The sequence below is a fragment of the Pseudomonas sp. SJZ131 genome, from assembly GCF_007828705.1.
GTDB lineage: Bacteria > Pseudomonadota > Gammaproteobacteria > Pseudomonadales > Pseudomonadaceae > Aquipseudomonas > Aquipseudomonas prosekii.
Genome location: NZ_VIVC01000002.1, coordinates 96,271 through 112,480 on the forward strand (window position 1 = coordinate 96,271; position 16,210 = coordinate 112,480).

15 protein-coding genes and 1 other RNA gene are annotated in these 16,210 nt (G+C 58.5%); 6 read left to right on the top strand and 10 right to left on the bottom strand.

Features of this window, described 5'->3' with window-relative positions; translation table 11 throughout:
- Positions 1–82 precede the first annotated feature (82 nt).
- The 7 genes from ssrA to FBY12_RS07355 form a co-directional block, all read right to left on the bottom strand.
- Positions 83–476, bottom strand: a transfer-messenger RNA (tmRNA) gene (gene ssrA / locus FBY12_RS07325).
- Positions 477–570: 94 nt separating this feature from the next.
- Positions 571–849: a hypothetical protein gene (locus FBY12_RS07330; protein WP_121731737.1), complete on the bottom strand. Its 279-nt coding sequence runs from the start codon at positions 847–849 to the stop codon at positions 571–573.
- Positions 850–1,058: 209 nt separating this feature from the next.
- Complete coding sequence (locus FBY12_RS07335; RefSeq protein WP_145252481.1) at positions 1,059–3,869, bottom strand: FAD-binding and (Fe-S)-binding domain-containing protein; 2,811 nt, start codon at positions 3,867–3,869, stop codon at positions 1,059–1,061.
- Positions 3,866–4,537 (bottom strand): lactate utilization protein, encoded by a 672-nt coding sequence (locus FBY12_RS07340; protein WP_101209841.1) that lies wholly within the window; start codon positions 4,535–4,537, stop codon positions 3,866–3,868. The genes FBY12_RS07335 and FBY12_RS07340 overlap by 4 nt, the downstream gene beginning before the upstream one ends.
- Positions 4,537–5,991, bottom strand: coding sequence for a LutB/LldF family L-lactate oxidation iron-sulfur protein (locus FBY12_RS07345; protein ID WP_145252482.1), 1,455 nt, complete (start codon positions 5,989–5,991; stop codon positions 4,537–4,539). The genes FBY12_RS07340 and FBY12_RS07345 overlap by 1 nt, the downstream gene beginning before the upstream one ends.
- On the bottom strand, positions 5,988–6,812 hold the full coding sequence (locus FBY12_RS07350; RefSeq protein ID WP_145252483.1) for a (Fe-S)-binding protein: 825 nt from the start codon (positions 6,810–6,812) through the stop codon (positions 5,988–5,990). Before FBY12_RS07350 ends, FBY12_RS07345 begins: the two co-directional genes overlap by 4 nt.
- Positions 6,813–6,960: 148 nt before the next feature.
- Positions 6,961–8,655 (bottom strand): lactate permease LctP family transporter, encoded by a 1,695-nt coding sequence (locus tag FBY12_RS07355; RefSeq protein ID WP_145252484.1) that lies wholly within the window; start codon positions 8,653–8,655, stop codon positions 6,961–6,963.
- A gap of 261 nt (positions 8,656–8,916) precedes the next feature.
- Between FBY12_RS07355 and FBY12_RS07360 the strand changes: the two genes are divergently transcribed.
- Positions 8,917–9,684: a GntR family transcriptional regulator gene (locus FBY12_RS07360; RefSeq protein ID WP_092273535.1), complete on the top strand. Its 768-nt coding sequence runs from the start codon at positions 8,917–8,919 to the stop codon at positions 9,682–9,684.
- A 46-nt stretch (positions 9,685–9,730) separates the two neighbouring features.
- Here FBY12_RS07360 and smpB read toward each other — a convergent pair whose 3' ends face one another.
- Entirely contained in the window at positions 9,731–10,213 is a 483-nt protein-coding gene (smpB, locus tag FBY12_RS07365; RefSeq protein WP_092273532.1) for an SsrA-binding protein SmpB, read from the bottom strand.
- A gap of 118 nt (positions 10,214–10,331) precedes the next feature.
- Here smpB and FBY12_RS07370 point away from each other — a divergent pair, with 118 nt between their 5' ends.
- The 3 genes from FBY12_RS07370 to FBY12_RS07380 are packed head-to-tail and all read left to right on the top strand — an operon-like array spanning position 10,332 to position 12,484.
- Positions 10,332–11,735 (top strand): sodium-dependent transporter, encoded by a 1,404-nt coding sequence (locus FBY12_RS07370; RefSeq protein WP_121731732.1) that lies wholly within the window; start codon positions 10,332–10,334, stop codon positions 11,733–11,735.
- A gap of 7 nt (positions 11,736–11,742) precedes the next feature.
- A complete protein-coding gene (locus FBY12_RS07375) occupies positions 11,743–12,177 on the top strand; it encodes a type II toxin-antitoxin system RatA family toxin (RefSeq protein WP_121731731.1) in 435 nt (144 codons plus the stop codon).
- Complete coding sequence (locus FBY12_RS07380) at positions 12,170–12,484, top strand: RnfH family protein (protein ID WP_145252485.1); 315 nt, start codon at positions 12,170–12,172, stop codon at positions 12,482–12,484. The genes FBY12_RS07375 and FBY12_RS07380 overlap by 8 nt, the downstream gene beginning before the upstream one ends.
- Before the next feature lie 60 nt (positions 12,485–12,544).
- Here the strand turns inward: FBY12_RS07380 and FBY12_RS07385 are convergent, their stop codons facing one another.
- Positions 12,545–13,072, bottom strand: a complete 528-nt coding sequence (locus FBY12_RS07385; RefSeq protein WP_145252486.1) for an outer membrane protein assembly factor BamE — start codon at positions 13,070–13,072, stop codon at positions 12,545–12,547.
- A gap of 97 nt (positions 13,073–13,169) precedes the next feature.
- Between FBY12_RS07385 and fur the strand changes: the two genes are divergently transcribed.
- The gene (gene fur / locus FBY12_RS07390) at positions 13,170–13,574 is read left to right on the top strand and encodes a ferric iron uptake transcriptional regulator (protein WP_003197684.1); all 405 of its coding nucleotides are present in this window, start codon (positions 13,170–13,172) and stop codon (positions 13,572–13,574) included.
- A gap of 126 nt (positions 13,575–13,700) precedes the next feature.
- Here fur and recN read toward each other — a convergent pair whose 3' ends face one another.
- Positions 13,701–15,374: a DNA repair protein RecN gene (gene recN / locus FBY12_RS07395; RefSeq protein WP_145252487.1), complete on the bottom strand. Its 1,674-nt coding sequence runs from the start codon at positions 15,372–15,374 to the stop codon at positions 13,701–13,703.
- Positions 15,375–15,616: 242 nt separating this feature from the next.
- Here recN and grpE point away from each other — a divergent pair, with 242 nt between their 5' ends.
- Positions 15,617–16,183, top strand: coding sequence for a nucleotide exchange factor GrpE (gene grpE, locus FBY12_RS07400; protein ID WP_145252488.1), 567 nt, complete (start codon positions 15,617–15,619; stop codon positions 16,181–16,183).
- Positions 16,184–16,210 lie beyond the last annotated feature (27 nt).

Below are 16,210 nucleotides of genomic sequence, written 5' to 3' on the forward strand. Positions count from 1 at the left end.
ACGCTCGTGGACGCTAAATCCTTGTATTTACTGGATTTCAGGCACAAAAAAAGACGTCCGTGGACGTCTTTAGATGATTATTTGGTGGAGCCGGGGGGATTTGAACCCCCGTCCGCCAGTACTCCGCTGTCGGTACTACATGCGTAGCCGTTTCTATTAAGTTAACCCTCAGCGACCCGAAGGGCAGGGTGCTTTGGGCGAGTTGTGTAAGTTTTAGCCGCTTCGTCCACAACGTACTGCACGGCGATTCTGTTCTATATGACAATCACTTTGGGTTTACAGACATCCCCTGATGATTGCTGGACCCGAAGGTACCAGGAGGGAAGGGCTAAGGCTGCTTACGCAGCGAGAGCGTATTCCCCGTAGGTTTCGTCATTGGCAACTATAGAAAGTTGCAACAGTGGATTTACGAGTTCTGTTACCAACTCGGCATGCACCTAAAGTTTCGCGACCGGCGTCGAATCCTAAACGGCCCCGTGCCTGTTGCTCGGTGAATCATATGAGCGACAGGCGTGCGCAGTGTACGCCAACACAGCTCAGAAGGCCAACCCGAAGGTTGGCCTCAACTGATTATGGGTTGGGTTCGTTGGACAATTTGTCTGCACGCGACAGCGCTTGGGTCGCTTCGGTGATGCATTTCTTCTCGTCACCGGCGGCCTGCGAGGCTTGCGCGCTGGCGAGCATTCGATTGAGCTCCATCCGAGTGTTTTCGGAGGTTGCCGGCATTGAGGTCACTTTGTCCTTGAGCTCTTGCACTTTGACGGTACACAGGTTGTTGTCCGCAGCGAATACGGGGGAGGCCAACATTGCAGCGGAAATGAACAGACCAGCGAGTGCGGTACGTTTCATGGGTATCTCCTGAACGTTTGGTCTCGGTGCTGGGCGTTCAATGGCCGGCACGTCGAGTTGGTGGCAAGCCTCGTTAACGGGCTTATACAAATGACTACAGGCGTGTTCAGGAATTCGCTTTTCATAAATAAAGTTATGAAGAAAGCGTTTTTTACTCACGAACGCACTAAAAAGGGGCGGATTCGCCCCTTTTTGCAGGTGGAAATTGATCAGACTGAACGTGCGTGCGTCACCCGGTCCACCAGATAGACCAACCCGTGGTAGTCAATTCCGCCATGTTGCGTAAGACCAATCTCACACGTGCGGCTAGTCGACAGTCCCTCGCTGCAATGCTGCACCGCGTCCTTGAGCGAGCGCAGCGAATGCGCGTTCAACTCCGGCGTGGTGAAACCCTTGTCGCCGGCAAATCCGCAGCAATGAATGCCTTCCGGAATCACTACGTTGTTGCTGCATTTTCGCGCCAGATCGATCAACGCCTGGCTCTCGCCGAGGTGCTGGGTGCTGCACGTGACGTGCACCGCAATCGGCGCTTCCTGCGGGGTGAAATCCAGTCGATCCATCAAGTGCGTACGGATGAAACGGACGGGATCGTACAGATCGAGACGCACATCCCCCAAGTCCTCAACCAGTCTTAACGTACAAGGACTGGTGTCGCAGTAGATCGGATCGAGCCCGCCGCGACTGGCATGCAGCAATGCGCCGATCAGCTCCTGACGCTTGTGTTCGGCCTGCTCGGCGTAGCCCTTGGAGGCGAACGGCTGACCGCAGCAGAGGCTGTCGAGGTTATCCGGGAAGATCACTTGGTAACCGGCCTTTTCCAGCAGACCACGGGTTTTGTCGTACAACGACATCTGCTCTTTATCCCCTGCCGCCGGGCCCATTGCCCGCGAGACACAAGCCGCGAGGTACACCACGCGAGGGCGTTGGTCCGACACGGTCGGGCTGAAGCGAATGGCTTTTTCCGGCTGCGGCATGGCGCTGGTCCATTGTGGCACCTGACCTTTGGACAGCCGCGTCAGCGTTGCCGAGAGCTTGGCCAAACGCGGCGCCCCGAGCATCATTCGCGCACCGTTGGCGACGTGCAGGGTGAAGCGCGCACCTTGCAGCGCCTTGGCGAAATTTCCTTCAATCCAGTCGGCGCTTTTCGTGTGCTTTGCCTTACGACTGCGGAGCTTTTTCACCAGCTCGCCGGTATTGATTCCTACAGGGCAGCGCTGTGCGCAAAGACCGGTCGCGGCGCAGGTTTCGATGCCTTGATAGTCGTAGGCGGCTTCGAGTTCGGTGGTACTGACGCCGGCGCGTTTCTTCGCCTGAATGTCGCGCCAGATCACAATGCGCTGGCGCGGGCTCAGGGTCAGGCCTTTCGACGGGCACACCGGCTCGCAAAAACCGCACTCGATGCACTTGTCGACGATCTCGTCGGCGGCGGGTAGCGGCTTCAAATGTTTGAGGTGAATCTGCGGATCGTCGCTGAGCACCACGTCCGGATTGAGAATGCCGTTCGGGTCGAGCAGGCGTTTGAGTTGCCACATCAACTGATAGGCGTCGCTACCCCATTCCAGTTCGACGAAGGGCGCCATGTTACGACCGGTGCCGTGTTCTGCCTTCAGCGAGCCGCCAAATTCCACGGCAACCAACTGCGCCACGTCGTCCATGAACGCCTGGTAGCGTGCGATTTCTTCCGGGTTGTTGAAGCCTTGGGTGAAGACAAAGTGCAGATTTCCTTCCAGCGCGTGTCCGAAAAGGATCGCTTCGTCGTAGGAATGTTTGTCGAACAACGCGATCAGCCGATTGACGCCGATTGCCAGTTGTTCGACCGGGAACGTCACGTCTTCGATGATCACCGTAGTGCCGGTTTTACGCACGGCGCCGACAGCGGGGAAGGTGTCTTTGCGGATCGCCCAGAGGCGGGCGTTTTCCAGCGGATCTTCGGTGAAGTCGACTTGTTTCTCGACCGGGAATGAAGTCAGCGACGCCATGATCTGCGCCAGTTGTTCGTGGAGCAAAGTGGACGATGCGGCGCGGGATTCTATGAGCAAGGCGCAGGCATTATTCGACAGTTGTTGTACGAAAGAAGGCATGCCGGGTTTGTCCTGCACCGAGCGCAAGCTGCGGCGGTCGAGCAATTCGACAGCCGCGACCGGTTGGCTTTTCAGTACGGTCACCGCGTTGCAGCAGGTTTCCACGTCGGGAAACACGATCAGCGCCGAGGCTTTGTGCGGGTGGTCGATCACCGTGTCGTAGGTCACCGCGCTGATGAAGCCCAGCGTACCTTCCGAGCCCACCAGCAAGTGGCTCAAGATATCCACAGGTTCGTCGAAATCCACCAAGGCATTCAGCGACAACCCGGTGGTATTTTTCAGACGGTATTTGTGGCGAATTCTGGCGGCCAGTTCGGCATTGGCGCGGGTCTCGCGGCTCAACGTCGCCAAGCGTTCCAGCAACGGCGCATGACTCTCGCGAAACGCCGCGACACTGGCCGGGTCTTCGGTATCGAGGCGGCTGCCATCGGCCAATACCAGGCGGATTCCGGCCAGTGTGTGATAGGTGTTTTGCGCCGTGCCACAGCACATTCCGCTGGCGTTATTGGCGACGATGCCACCGATTTTGCAGGCGTTGATCGACGCCGGGTCCGGGCCGATCTTGCGCCCGAACGGCGCCAGCCACGCATTGGCCTGAGCGCCAATCACCCCCGGTTGCAGGCGAATTTGCGTGCCTTGGCCGCGAATCTCGCGCGCGTTCCAGTTATCCCCCAGCACAATCAGCACCGAATCGCTGATCGCCTGCCCGGAAAGGCTGGTGCCGGCCGCGCGGAAAGTCACCGGCACCTGATCGCGTTGCGCCAGTTTGAGCAGGGCGACCACTTCGTCCTCGGATTCGACGCGGATCACCAACTGCGGAATCAGCCGATAAAAACTCGCGTCAGTGCCGAACGCCAGCGTCGATAACGGATCATCGAAACGCCGGTCTTGTGGAATCAGTTGCTGCGCGTCACGCAGAAAAGCGGCCGGTAACGTCATTGGTCCTCCAGGATCAACACCACCAAATCTTTCGGACCGTGGGCGCCGTAGGCCAGCACTTGCTCGATGTCGGCGGTTTTTGACGGGCCGGACACCAGCAAGGCATTGGTCGGCATGCCTTGGGCCCACTCGAATTCCTCTTGCACCTGATAGAAGTTGTCGCGGATTTCACTGGCCTTCAGCAAAGCGAAATGCACCGGCGGCACCAGGCTCATCAAACGCGGTTCTTCCCGCGTTGGCCAGAGAATCAGACTACCTGTCGCGGCGATTGCTCCGAGCGTAGTGGTGAGGCTGGCCGGGGTGTCGTTAAACAGTTCGGCTTTCCACGCTTCTACCGGGCGGTCGTAGGATTTGAGTGTCGGCAGGTGCGGATTGTTCGACCAGTGTTGTGTGACGCGCTGCCCATGCGCTGTAGTCGGTGCGATCAACAGGCTCGGCAACTGCCGGTCGTGCAGTAATTGCGCGAGCAACTCTGGCCAGTCTTCGCCGGTGGTCAGATGGATTTCGGTGTGCACCGCTTCCATCAGTTTGCGCAGTTGCGGGATGCGTTGCTCCGGGGTGTAGGTGTACGGCGCGGTCACCAGTTCGACGTCGAACTCGTCAGGCACGGGTGTCGTGCCTGTCAGACTATTGCGCAATTTGCCGAGGATATTTTGCCTGGCGCTCATCAACGATCTCCCTGTTTGGCCAAGTGCTCGCGGGCCATGTCATGCAGCGAGCGGGCAGCGGGTTTTGGCGCGCTGTGGTTTTGCGTCCATGGCCCGACGTTGGCTGGCGCCAGTGCGCGCAGGCGCGTGGCGAAGAATGCGAACCAGCGATAGAGCGTCGGCGAACTGTTGAGTCTGGCCCAGGCGTTCCAGATAAAACGCTCCTTGCGCGAGTACTTGCTGCCCTGGCCGCGCATGACTTGGTGCGGTGAGTCCGGGGCTTTGACGTTCTCTTCGCGCAGGCGCCGCAGCAATGCCGGGATAGGAATTTTTACCGGGCAGACTTCACCGCAGGCGCCGCACAGCGACGATGCACTCGGATGGTCCGGGACTTTCGCCAGGCCGACCATGTGCGGTGTGATGATTTTGCCGATCGGTCCTGGGTAAACCTCGCCATAGGCGTGGCCGCCGATTCGGGTGTAGACCGGGCAATGATTCATGCACGCGCCGCAGCGTATGCAGTTCAGGGTCTGGCGTAATTCGCTGTCGGCGAAGGCCTGGCTGCGACCGTTGTCGAGCAACACCAGATGCACTTCTTGCGGACCGTCGAGTTCATGTTCCTTGCGCGGGCCGGAGATCATGTTGACGTAAGTAGTGATGGGTTGGCCAAGGGCCGAGCGGGTCAGCAGCGACAACAGCGGCACCACGTCGCGCAAGTTTTCAACGACTTTTTCGATGCCGGTAACGGCGATGTGTACCGGCGGCACGGTGGTGGTCATGCGGCCGTTGCCTTCGTTTTCGACCAGCAGCAAAGTGCCGGTTTCGGCCACGGCGAAGTTGACGCCGGAGACGCCGATGTCCGCTTCGAAGAATTTCTGTCGCAAGACTTTGCGACCGATCTGAATGAGTTGGTCAACGTCCTTGGTGTATTCCACGCCAAGTTTGTCGTGGAACAAGGACGCGACCTGACCGGCGTTCTTGTGGATCGCCGGCATAATTATGTGTGAAGGCTTCTCGTGGTCGAGCTGGACGATGTACTCGCCCATGTCCGATTCCAGGCATTCAATGCCTTGATCAGCGAGGAAATGATTCATTTCCATTTCTTCACTGACCATCGATTTACCCTTGATCACTTGCCGCGCCTCGTGAGTGCGGATGATCGACAAGACGATGCCATTGGCTTCGTCCACCGTTTCCGCCCAGTGCACTGTCACACCGTTGCGGGTCAGGTTCTGTTCAAGCTGCTCGAGCAAATCGGGCAACTTGGATAACGCTCGGGCCCGAACAGTATTGCCCAGCGCTCGCAGATGTTCTCTTTCATGGGCATCGCTGAAGGACGCTGCCCGTTTGGTCATCAGTGAATCCATCGCCGTGCGAAAGTTATTTCGCAATTGCATGTCGGCCAAAGCCTCGTGAGCCCTGGTTCTGAAATCTTCTTCTACGGCAACCGTAGGAATAATCACCGAGGCGTTCATCGGACACCGCCGGTACGTTGCCAAAGGAAACTGGCCAGATGTTGGCCGCGCAACGCTTCCTGCTGTTTCTCCAGCGAGCCGTTGATGTTCATCAAACAGCCGCAATCGGCACTCAGCACTTGATGCGCGCCGGATTCTTTCAGCGATCGGGTCTTGTCGGCCACCATCGCTCCGGAAATGTCTGGCATACGGACGCTGAAAGTCCCACCAAAGCCACAGCATTCACTTTCGTGGCTGTGCTCGACCCGTTCGACGTTGCCCAACTGCGCCAATAATTCGCGGCCATGCAGGTGCGTGTTCATCTCGCGGCGTGCCGAGCAAGAGGTGTGCAGCGCGACTTTCACCGGTTTGCCGCTGTCCTTGAGTTGCACTTTGCAGACAAACAGCAGGAATTCGGCCAGTTCATAGGTTCGGGCGGCGAGCGCCTGGACCTGTTTCAACGTCTGCGGCTCATCTTTGAACAAGTCGGCGTAGTGCTCGCGCATCATGCCAGCGCAAGAACCCGACGGCACCACCACCGGAAAATCCCCGGCAAACAGCGCCAGTTGCGAACGCGCCACGGTCCGCGCCTGCTCGGTGTAACCGGAGGTGTACGCCGGTTGCCCGCAGCAGCTTTGCCCTTGCGGGTATTCGACGCGAATGCCTTCGCGTTCCAGCAGGTGAATCGCGTCCATCCCGGCTTCCGGGTAGAACAAATCCACCACGCATGTCCCGAACAGGTAGACCCGCGACGGTTTTTCGCTGGGGTATTGCCGAGGCTCGGGCAGTGGCGGGGCGACGCGGGTCGCGTTCGGCACGGCGTTGTAAAAAAGCTCGCTCATCAGGCGTCTCCGGGTGGTCCCGGTTATCCGTCCGTTGAGGCTGCTGAATATAGAGCGGCAAGCTTTCAGCAGCCTTACAGACCGGGTGGTGAATAGCTGACGGCGGAATCGTGGTCCGCCGTCGGTTTTTTCCGTGTTGCTTGTAGGTTTAGTGCACCAGCATGCCGGTCAGCCAGTAGGCCTGGACGTAGGTGATCAGGCCGACGATGGTGGCGAAAAACAGGCTGTGCTTGAGGGTGAAACGGAACAGGTCCGACTCCTTGCCGACCAGCCCGGTCGCGGCGCACGCCACGGCGATCGATTGTGGCGAGATCATCTTGCCGGTGACGCCGCCGCTGGTGTTAGCCGCCACCAGCAACACATCACTGACGCCGATCTGGTGCGCGGTGGTCGCTTGCAACGAACTGAACAGCGCGTTCGACGAGGTGTCGGAACCGGTCAGGAACACGCCGAGCCAGCCGAGGAATGGCGAGAAGAACGGGAAAGCTGCGCCGGTGCCGGCCAATACCAGCGCCATGGTCGAGGACATGCCCGAATAGTTGGTGACGAAGGCAAACGCCAGCACCATGCCGATCGACAGAATTGGCCAGCGCAGTTCGTAGAAGGTCTCTTTCAAAGTGGTAAGACCAGTTTTGAAATTGATCTTCAGCACCAGCATCGAGATCAGCGCCGAGAAGAAAATCGCCGTGCCGGTCGCCGAAATCGGATCAAGTTTGAACACCGCCGGCAAGGCGGTTGGCGCGGTGACGATTGGCGCGACTTTGATCACCAGTTGGTCGAGGTGCGGGATGGCAAAGTTGAACACCCAGCTGTACATCGAACCGCCGGCGGCGAACATCGCTTTGAATGGTTTCAACGTCCAGATGGTGACCAGCACGGTGAGAATCAGGAATGGCGACCAGGCTTTGAAAATTTCCACAAAGCTGTAAGGCGAGGCGACGGTCGAACGTGGCTGGCCGAAACCACCGGCGCTGGCAGTCACCACCGAAGCGGACACGGCACCGGCGATGTGCTGGCCGGCGGCGCGTTTTGGCTGCCAGACTTTCAGGAACAGCGTCAGCGAGATCAGGCTGGCCAGGGCCGAGGTGATGTCCGGCAGTTCCGGGCCGATGAAGTTCGAGGTGAAGTATTGGGTGATCGCAAAACTCAAACCGGCGACCAGCGCGGCCGGCCAGGTTTCGCGAACGCCGCGCAGGCCATCCATCATGAACACCAGCCAGAACGGCACAAACAGCGACAGCAATGGCAGTTGGCGCCCGGTCATGGCGCCGATTTTGAACGCGTCGATGCCGGTGACTTGCCCGGCAACAATGATCGGAATACCCAGCGCGCCGAAAGCGACGGGCGCGGTGTTGGCGATCAGGCACAGGCCGGCGGCGTACAGTGGATTGAAGCCGAGTCCTACAAGGAGTGCGGCGGTAATCGCAACCGGCGCGCCGAAACCGGCGGCACCTTCAAGGAATGCGCCGAAGCAGAAACCGATCAGCAACACCTGCAAACGCTGGTCGTCGGTGATCGACAGCACCGAGCTGCGGATCACTTCGAACTGGCCGCTCTTGACCGTCAGTTTGTACAGGAACACCGCGGCGACGATGATCCAGGCGATTGGCCACAAGCCATACGCGAAGCCATACCCGGCGGCGGCGAAGGCCATGTCGACCGGCATCTGGAACGCGAAGATCGCTACGGCGATCGATAACGCCAACGTGATGCTGCCGGCCACATGGCCCTTGAGCCGGAACACGGCCAACGCGAGGAAGAAGAATACGATGGGAATAACCGCCGCGAGCGCGGACACGCCGAGACTGCCGAGTGGGCTGTAAAGCTGTTGCCAGGTTTGCATATGGGGTGGCCCCTAATTGTTGTTGGTCAGGCACTGTCAGCGTTCTTGGTTAATTGGTAATACCAATTTACAATCGCTGTTGGCTAGGGTAAAAGCCTTCTGGGCGGTGTGTCAATTTGTCGCCCTAAAACTTTTGTCGAATAAGCGGTGCAGAAGGCATCTGATCTGTTTTGTCAGAAGCCGTCTGGTAGGTGCCGTCACAACGCTGATAGGCCAGAATAGAGAGCCCGGCGAGCGGCCGGGATCGTGGAGAATTGAGTTATGGGGTTTGATCAGATTCGTCAGCGCCGTTTGTCTGACGATATTGTCGAGCGGCTCGAGGGGATGATTCTCGAGGGCACGCTGAAGTCCGGCGAGCGCTTGCCGGCCGAGCGCGCACTGGCCGAGCAGTTCGGCGTGTCACGCCCGTCGTTGCGCGAAGCGATTCAAAAACTGGCGGCCAAGGGTTTGCTGGTGAGTCGCCAGGGCGGCGGCAATTATGTGGTGGATTCGCTCGGCTCGACATTCAGTGATCCGCTGCTGCATCTGCTGGAAAGCAACCCCGAAGCTCAGCGCGACCTGTTGGAATTTCGCCATACGCTGGAAGCGTCCTGCGCTTATTACGCGGCGATGCGCGCCACTGATGTCGATCGGGAGCGGCTGACCGCTTCATTCAACGAATTGCAGGACTGCTACACGCGTCACGATGAAGTGAGCCGGGTGGAAGAGGGCGCGGCGGACGCGAAATTTCATTTGGCGATTGCTGAGGCGAGCCACAACGCCGTGCTGCTGCATACCATTCGTGGGTTGTTCGATCTGTTGAAGCGCAACGTCGTGACCAACATTGGCGGCATGTACAAACAGCGCACGGAAACCCGCGACATGCTGATCAGTCAGCACCGGGAGTTGTACCTGGCGATTATCGAGGGGCGGGCGGAGCAGGCGCGAGAAGTGTCCAGCCGTCACATTTTGTATGTGCAGGAAGTGCTGGAAGAAGTGCGTCAGGAAGTACAGCGCGTGGCTCGGGCGGAGCGGCGCAAGGGGATTTAGTCATGATCGTTCCCACGCTCTGCGTGGGAACGATCAGGCAGGAAGATTACTCTTCCTTGCCCTTGTTCCGCACTGCGCGCTGCAGTTCGCGGCCGGCATCGCGCTCGCGTTCGGTATCGCGCTTGTCGTATTCCTTCTTGCCTTTGCCCAAAGCAATTTCGCACTTGACCATGTGCTTGCTCCAGTACCAGGACAGGCATACGCAGGCGTAACCCTTTTGCTGTACGGCAGTGGCCAGCTTTTCCAGCTCGCGCCGGTTGAGCAGCAGTTTGCGGGTGCGGGTCGGATCAGCGATGACGTGCGTGCTCGCAGTCATCAGCGGCGTGATGTGACTGCCAAGCAGCCACGCTTCGCCATCCTTGAGCAGCACATAACTGTCAACCAGTTGCAGCTTGCTTGCCCGCAGACTTTTTACTTCCCAGCCGGCCAGGACCAGACCAGCCTCGAACTTGTGTTCGATGAAGTAATCGTGTCGCGCCTTTTTATTCTGCGCGATGGTCCCTGTTGGGTGTTTCTTCGTTTTAGCCATAGGGGCGGCATTATAGGGAGTTGCAAGCAAGTCGGCTACGGTATCGCTACGTGCTTGAGCAGGTTGATTGAATCCCGGACAATGCGGCCTCTTTTTTGAACGCTTGGGCGTGATAACGATGTCGACAGACAAGGTTTCTGTCCACGGCAGTTGGGCTAGCCGCTGGGTCTTCATACTCGCCGCGACCGGTTCGGCCGTGGGCCTGGGTAGCATCTGGAAATTCCCGTACATGGTCGGCGTCTATGGTGGCGGCGCCTTTGTGCTGATGTTTCTGGCGTGCATTGCGCTGATCGGCGTGCCGGTGATGCTGGCGGAAACCCTGATTGGCCGCCGCGCGCGGCAAAGTCCGGCGAATGCCCTGAAGGTGTTGGCGCAAGAGGCCGGGCACTCGGGCAAGTGGTCGTGGGGCGCATTTGCCGGGATGATCACGGCGTTGCTGATCCTGTCTTTCTATAGTGTGGTCGGCGGCTGGTCGCTGGATTACATCATCGACATGGGCCGTGGCGACTTTCAGGGCGTTACGGCGGATCAGGTCGGCGCGTATTTCGGCAATGTGATCGCCGATCCTTGGCGCCTGACACTTTGGCACACGATTTTTATGCTGCTGTCGGCCATTGTCATCGCCAAAGGCGTGGTGGCCGGGCTCGAACGCAGCTTGCGGATCATGATGCCGCTGCTGTTCGTGATGGTTCTGGTGCTGCTGGGTTACAGCATGACCACCGGACATTTCATGGAAGGCGTGCATTTCATGTTCGACTTCCACCCGGAAAAAGTCCTCGACGGCTTGCTGCCAGCGATGGGCCACGCGTTTTTCTCGCTCAGCGTCGGTGTCGGCTCGATCATGATCTACGGCGCCTATATGCCGAAGAACTCGTCGATCTCAGGCACCGTGGTCGGCGTGGCGATCCTCGATACCTTCGTGTCGCTGGTTGCCGGCCTGGCATTGTTTCCGATTGTGTTCGCCGCCGGTTTGAACCCGAGCGAAGGCCCTGGCCTGATGTTCGTCAGCCTGCCATTTGCCTTCGGCAACGTGGCGTTCGGTCAGGTGATGGGCGTAGTGTTCTTCGTGCTGGTAGCGATTGCAGCGTGGAGTTCGGCAATTTCCCTGCTCGAACCCATGGTCGCGTATCTGGTTGAACGGACCAAAGTCAGCCGTGCCTGGGTGACTTTCTGGCTGGCGTTCATCTGCTGGTTCGTCGGGCTGGGCACGGTGTTTTCCTTCAATATCTGGAAGGAAGCGAAATTTTTCGTGAACGAAGGCGGGATGTTCCATCTCTACCAATGGGGCGCGGCCGGCGGCCTGGATTTCTTTGGAGTGATCGATTTCTTCACCTCGCGGATCATGTTGCCACTCGGTGGTTTGTGTTTCGTGGTGTTTGCAGGCTGGGTGATGGGGCGGGAAGCGGTACGCGACGAATTGTCGATCCGCAGCCCGATCCTGTTTGCCCTGTCCCTGTTTTTGATGCGCTATGTGGCGCCCATCGGCATTCTCGTAGTGTTTGCCGCCCAGCTGTGGAAGTGACGCTGACATGACGACACACATTCAACGCTCGGCCCTGCTGCCGTATCCGGCGCAAGCCTTGTATGACCTGGTCAACGACGTGGCACGTTACCCGGAATTTCTGCCGTGGTGCTCGGCGGCCGAAGTCCTTGAAAGCTCCCCTGAGCACATGCGCGCCAGCGTGGGCGTGGCCAAGGGTGGCTTGAGTCAGCATTTCGTCACGCGTAATACGCTGGTGCCCGGGCGTTCGATCGAGATGAATCTCGAGGAAGGCCCGTTCAATCAGTTGCATGGTGTGTGGGTGTTCAAGCCATTGGGCGAGAAGGCCTGCAAAATCAGCCTCGACCTGTCGTTCGATTACGCCGGGCCGATTGTCCGTGCGACGTTGGGGCCGTTGTTCAATCAGGCTGCCAACACGCTGGTCGACGCCTTTTGTCAGCGTGCCAAGCAAATGCATGGTTGAGTCGGTGATCGAGATTGAGGTGGTGTATGCCGCCGCGGATCGTCAGGCATTGCTCAGTGCTGCGGTGCCTGAAGGCTCGACAGTCCGGGCGGCTTTGCTGGCGTCCGGCATCGGTGCCGAGTTCGCCGAGCTGGATCTGGCGACTTGTCCGGTAGGGATTTTCGGCAAGGTGATCGCCGATGCTGATACGCGGGTGGTTCAGGCCGGTGATCGCATCGAGATTTACCGCCCTTTGCTCGCCGATCCGAAAGAAGTCCGGCGCTTGCGTGCGGCCAAGGCTGCCGAGACTAAAGCGCGAAATCAGTGAATCGCTGATCGGCAGACAATAAAAAACCCGGACATGCCGGGTTTTTTATTGCGTCGCAAATTATTGCGGAGTGGTGTCCAGCGGTTCTGGAGTCGGGACTGGAACGGTTTCTACACCGTCGACGTCCTTCTGAATCTGATCCAGCAACGAACCTGGTTTCACCGGTTTTTCCGCTTCTGGCTTCTCGGCGTTTTCTGCAGGAGCGGTCACGTTAGTGCCGGGTTCCTTGCCGAGAATGGCTTCGTCGCGGCTCACGCCAGGCATGAAATCACCCGACAGGCTGACGAGTTGGTCGTTAGGGTTAAAGATAACGCTTACGCGTTCCTGTTGGCGTTCTCCACCACCCGGTTGCAGGCTATACAGGTAATCCCAGCGATCGGCATGGAACGTGTCGGTCAGCAGAGGGTTGCCCATGATAAACCGTACTTGCCGACGGGTCATTCCCGGGCGTAACTGGTCTATCATGTCCTGCGTGACGACATTGCCCTGCTGGATGTCGATTTTGTAAACCCCGGGGAATGAACAACCGGCGAGTGCGAGCAGTCCCACGAAGGTGAAACTGGTTAGCAAGAGCTTGGTGTTTTGCATCGGTGGGCGACTTCCACTATCTTGGCTGGGACAACGTAAACGCCGATCATACCCGCATTAAGAGAAGCTGCGAAGCAGCATCGCGAGAAAGCTGACCATGGTTGAAAATAGCGAACTACGCAAAGCCGGCCTCAAAGTGACCCTGCCACGGGTCAAAATTCTGCAAATGCTCGATTCTGCCGAGCAGCGCCACATGAGTGCCGAGGATGTCTACAAGGCTCTGATGGAGGCTGGTGAGGACGTCGGTCTGGCCACGGTTTACCGTGTACTGACTCAGTTCGAGGCAGCTGGGCTTGTGGTGCGACACAACTTCGACGGCGGTCACGCAGTCTTCGAACTGGACGACGGCAAGCATCACGACCATATGGTCAACGTCGAAACCAGTGAAGTGATCGAATTCTTCGACGAAGAAATCGAGCGTCTTCAGAAGGCGATCGTCGATAAGTACGGTTTCGAGATGGTGGATCACAATCTCGTACTGTACGTACGCAAGAAAAAGTAAGCATGTCGCGCGGACATGATGTTCGCGAAACGAGCGAAGGCGACCCCAGGGTCGCCTTCGTGCTTTCTACCGTTCCTGTATTTCTGCAGTGCTTGGATTTCTGCAGTGCTCAGATTTCCGCAGCGCTTAGATTTTTGCGGTGATGACCATTTTCTTCGCGTGAGCCAGGGATTCTTTGGTCAGATCGATCCCACCGAGCATTCGCGCGACTTCTTCTACGCGATCATTCTTGCTCAACTTCGACACCGCCGTGTGTGTCGCATCGGCACCGCGCACTTTATGCACAAACAGATGCTGGTGACCCTGCGCCGCCACTTGAGGCAAGTGCGTGACGGTCAGCACTTGGCCGCGCTCGCCGAGCCGGCGTAGCAACTGGCCGACAATCTCGGCGGTCGGACCACCGATGCCCACGTCCACTTCGTCGAACACCAGCGTCGGCACGCGCGATGTCTGCGCGGTGATGACCTGGATCGCCAGGCTAATGCGCGACAGCTCACCGCCCGACGCCACTTTCGCCAGCGCTTTCATCGGCTGCCCAGGGTTGGCGCTGACCAGCAGTTCGACTTGCTCAAGCCCGTTCGGCAGCAGTTCGTCACTACTATTAGGGCGCAGTTCGATGGTGAAGCGCCCGCCGGGCATGCCCAGACGCTGGATTTCCTGCTCAACGGCGCTGGCCAGAGTGCCCGAGGCCTGATGGCGCAAGTCGCTGAGGTCGCGTGCCTTCTCTTGATAATGGCGAGCGAAAGAGGCCAGCTCTTCGCCCAGACGTTCGATGGATTCGTCATTGGCATTCAGCGTTTCAATTTCATCCAGCAATTTTTGCTGCATCTCGGCGACTTCGGTCGGCTGGATCCGGTGTTTGCGCGCCAAGGTGTAGATCGCATCGAGGCGTTCTTCCAGATATTGCAGGCGCGCCGGGTCGGCGTCGAAGTTATCCAGGAAGCGGTTCAGTTCGCCGACGGCTTCCTCGACTTGAATCTGCGCACTGGTCAGCAAACTGCTGGCCTCGCCCAAGGCGCCAACCGAATTGTTGACGCTCGACAAGCGATTGAGGCTTGCGGTCAGTGCATTCAAGACATTGCCGGAATCACTCTCGCTGCATTGCTCAACCACTTGTCGGCAGATGCCCAGCAGGGTCTCGGCGTTGGTCAGGTTTTTGTGTTCCTGCTCCAGTTGCTCCAGCTCGTTTTCGCCGAGGCCGAGGTTTTCCAGCTCTTCGAGTTGATAGCTGAGCAATTGATGGCGGGCGCGCTGCTCGTCGCCGGAGTTGGACAGGCGATCCAGCTCATGGCGGGTCTGGCGCCAGCGCTGCGCGGCCAATTGCACTTGGCGGGCGAGGTCGGTGGCACCGGCATATTCGTCGAGCAAGCGGCGGTGGGTATCGGTTTTGAGCAGGGATTGGTGTTCGTGCTGGCTGTGGATATCGATTACCAGCTCGCCCAACGCCTTGAGGTCGCCGAGTGGGCAGGGTGTGCCGTTGATGTAGCCGCGCGAACGACCTTCGGCGGTAATCACCCGGCGCAGAATGCATGGGCCGTCGCATTCGAGGTCGCGTTCGGCCAGCCAGGCACTGGCTTCGGGAATGTCGACCAGGTCGAAGGTCGCAAGAATATCGGCCTTGTCGGCGCCGGGGCGAACCACGCCGCTGTCGGCGCGATCACCGAGGGTCAGGCCCAGCGCGTCGAGCATGATCGACTTGCCGGCGCCGGTTTCCCCTGTGATCACGCTCATCCCGCGATCGAGTTCGAGATCGAGATGTTCGACGATGGCGTAGTTGTGTACAGACAGGTGAACCAGCATAAAGGCCGCTCCCAGGCTTTAGGTCTGGTTATTTATACAGTGTTTTATTCGGGGCTGACAATGGCCTCGCTTAGCTCGATTTGCTTGATCCGACGAAATCGTTAGCACGCTTGGGAATGACAATGCTGTGCTTTTTTGTAGGGTTAAACCTTGCGCGCCCCTTGAAGCGCGATTTTGCGGCCCCATATAGCTGGACAGAAGCGCGAGTTGAGCTCGCGGACGATATTGAAAGGAGAAATTCTATGGCTGACGAACAGACAGTGGATCCGCAAAATCTCGACGCCGATCAGGCTGCCCAAGGTTCGGGCGATGAGCTGGCGACCCGTGTACAAGTGCTCGAGGAGCAATTGGCTGGCGCTCAGGATCAGGCTTTGCGTGTAGCAGCTGATCTGCAGAACGTCCGCCGTCGCGCCGAGCAGGATGTCGAAAAGGCGCACAAATTCGCGCTGGAAAAATTTGCCGGCGACTTGCTGCCGATCATCGACAGCCTGGAGCGTGGTCTGGAGTTGTCCAACCCGGACGACGATAGCATCCGCCCGATGCGCGAAGGCATCGAGCTGACCCTGAAAATGTTCCAGGACACCCTGAAGCGTTATCAGCTGGAAGCCATTGACCCGCATGGCGAACCGTTCAACGCCGTTCATCATCAGGCGATGGCCATGCAGGAAAGCGCCGATGTCGAGCCGAACAGCGTGCTCAAGGTGTTCCAGAAAGGCTACCAACTGAACGGTCGCTTGCTGCGCCCGGCGATGGTTGTGGTCAGCAAGGCGCCTGCGCCAGTTTCGCCTTCTATTGATGAGCAGGCTTGAAATCAGCCGCAAGGCCCCCATTTAGAA

What these genes read in the sequence shown, in the direction of transcription:
- FBY12_RS07380 (WP_145252485.1), top strand. Translation starts at nt 12,170, where the DNA reads ATGGTTGAGTCGGTGATCGAGATTGAGGTGGTGTATGCCGCCGCGGAT.
- grpE (WP_145252488.1), top strand. Translation starts at nt 15,617, where the DNA reads ATGGCTGACGAACAGACAGTGGATCCGCAAAATCTCGACGCCGATCAG.
- FBY12_RS07335 (WP_145252481.1), bottom strand. Translation starts at nt 3,869, where the DNA reads ATGACGTTACCGGCCGCTTTTCTGCGTGACGCGCAGCAACTGATTCCA.
- FBY12_RS07375 (WP_121731731.1), top strand. Translation starts at nt 11,743, where the DNA reads ATGACGACACACATTCAACGCTCGGCCCTGCTGCCGTATCCGGCGCAA.
- FBY12_RS07345 (WP_145252482.1), bottom strand. Translation starts at nt 5,991, where the DNA reads ATGAACGCCTCGGTGATTATTCCTACGGTTGCCGTAGAAGAAGATTTC.
- FBY12_RS07340 (WP_101209841.1), bottom strand. Translation starts at nt 4,537, where the DNA reads ATGAGCGCCAGGCAAAATATCCTCGGCAAATTGCGCAATAGTCTGACA.
- FBY12_RS07385 (WP_145252486.1), bottom strand. Translation starts at nt 13,072, where the DNA reads ATGCAAAACACCAAGCTCTTGCTAACCAGTTTCACCTTCGTGGGACTG.
- FBY12_RS07350 (WP_145252483.1), bottom strand. Translation starts at nt 6,812, where the DNA reads ATGAGCGAGCTTTTTTACAACGCCGTGCCGAACGCGACCCGCGTCGCC.
- FBY12_RS07360 (WP_092273535.1), top strand. Translation starts at nt 8,917, where the DNA reads ATGGGGTTTGATCAGATTCGTCAGCGCCGTTTGTCTGACGATATTGTC.
- FBY12_RS07355 (WP_145252484.1), bottom strand. Translation starts at nt 8,655, where the DNA reads ATGCAAACCTGGCAACAGCTTTACAGCCCACTCGGCAGTCTCGGCGTG.
- recN (WP_145252487.1), bottom strand. Translation starts at nt 15,374, where the DNA reads ATGCTGGTTCACCTGTCTGTACACAACTACGCCATCGTCGAACATCTC.
- FBY12_RS07330 (WP_121731737.1), bottom strand. Translation starts at nt 849, where the DNA reads ATGAAACGTACCGCACTCGCTGGTCTGTTCATTTCCGCTGCAATGTTG.
- fur (WP_003197684.1), top strand. Translation starts at nt 13,170, where the DNA reads ATGGTTGAAAATAGCGAACTACGCAAAGCCGGCCTCAAAGTGACCCTG.
- smpB (WP_092273532.1), bottom strand. Translation starts at nt 10,213, where the DNA reads ATGGCTAAAACGAAGAAACACCCAACAGGGACCATCGCGCAGAATAAA.
- FBY12_RS07370 (WP_121731732.1), top strand. Translation starts at nt 10,332, where the DNA reads ATGTCGACAGACAAGGTTTCTGTCCACGGCAGTTGGGCTAGCCGCTGG.